Source organism: Marinobacter sp. UBA2498, from assembly GCF_002341575.1.
Classification (GTDB): domain Bacteria; phylum Pseudomonadota; class Gammaproteobacteria; order Pseudomonadales; family Oleiphilaceae; genus Marinobacter; species Marinobacter manganoxydans.
Window position 1 is genome coordinate 1 of sequence record NZ_DDOI01000078.1, and the last position, 1,358, is coordinate 1,358.

Genomic DNA, 1,358 nt, shown 5'->3' on the forward strand with positions numbered 1-1,358 from the left:
CCCGCTGCTGCATGCCGCCGGACAGCTCGTGGGGGTATTTGCCCAGGGCCTGGTCCAGCCCCACGGAGGCGAGCATTTCCTCGGCCTGCTCGCGCAGAGCGCGGCGCTTGCCGCCGAACACCCGGCCCAGCCAGCGGCTGCTTTCCAGTTCGCCGGCCAGCATCACGTTTTCCACCGCTGTCAGGTGGGGCAGCACGGAATAGCGCTGGAACACGATGCCCCGGGTCTCGTCCGGCTCGTCGGGGATCGGTTTGCCGTCCAGCAACAGTTGGCCCCGGGTCGGGCTTTCGGTGCCCAGCATCATTTTCAGGAAGGTGGTCTTGCCGCAGCCGGAGGCGCCCACCACGGTGACGAACTCGCCTTCTTCCACCTTGGCGTTCAGGCGCTCCAGGACCACGTCCTGGCCGTACTCCTTCCAAAGATTCTTGATCTCGATGGCAGCCATATCGGTCTCCTTATTGCGCGCCGTGGAACCAGGGGTAGCGCCACTGGGAGTAACGCTTGAGGGCGAAGTCGAGGGCGAACGCCAGGAAAGTGATCCAGGCCACGTAGGGCAGAATCACGTCCATGGCCAGGTAGCGCCGCACCAGGAAGATCCGGTAGCCGAGGCCTTCGGTGGAGGCAATCGCCTCGGCAGCAATCAGGAACAGCCAGGCGGGGCCAAGGCTCAGGCGCACGGCGTCGATCAGGCGGGGCAGCACCTGGGGCAGGGCCATGCGGGTGATTACTTGCCAGGAATTCGCGCCCAGAGTCTGGATCTTGATCAGTTGCTCGCCGGGAAGTTCGCGGACCCGCTGGGCCACATCCCGCATCATGATGGGCGCGGTTCCGATTACGATCAGCATGACTTTGGAAAGCTCGCCCAGCCCGAACACAATGAAGAGAATCGGTAGTATGGCCAGCGGCGGCACCATGGAAAGGGCAGAAACCAGAGGAGCAAGGTTGGCCCTGACCAGTGGCAGCACTCCATTGAGAATACCGACCACCAGCGCCAGCGACGCGGCGATACCGACGCCCATTCCAAGGCGCGCCAGACTGGCGGTCGTGTCCTGCCACATCAGGTAGTCGCCGCTGCGACGGTCCTCCTGAAAAGCCATGCGATCCACGGCCGCGGTCATCTGCTCCAGGCCGGGAAGGAGTTTATCGTTGGGGTTGTCTGCCAGGCGCTCCTGGGAGGCCAGGCTGTAGATGAGCATGATCAACAGAAAGGGCAGCAGGCCCAAGAGGGTAGCGGAAACACGCCCGGGGTGATGGTTGATCATTCGCATGAATCGTCTCCTCTGGTTACACAACACGGCAAGGTCATCGCGGGTAACAGCGTCCCTTGCGATTCAGTCTCCCGGGCTTTTGTCCCGCCG

General features: G+C 63.3%; 2 protein-coding genes and 1 riboswitch (1 of these 3 running past the window's edge). Both genes read right to left on the reverse strand.

Going from position 1 to position 1,358, the window contains the following annotated elements; translation table 11 throughout:
- A partial coding sequence (locus B2W52_RS10560; protein WP_286802941.1) for an ATP-binding cassette domain-containing protein occupies window positions 1-445 on the reverse strand: 445 nt, incomplete at its 3' end.
- 10 nt (window positions 446-455) lie between these two features.
- Window positions 456-1,268 (reverse strand): ABC transporter permease, encoded by an 813-nt coding sequence (locus B2W52_RS10565; RefSeq protein ID WP_286802942.1) that lies wholly within the window; start codon window positions 1,266-1,268, stop codon window positions 456-458.
- Between the two features lie 66 nt (window positions 1,269-1,334).
- A riboswitch (guanidine-I (ykkC/yxkD leader) is annotated at window positions 1,335-1,358 on the reverse strand (it continues 170 nt past the right edge of the window).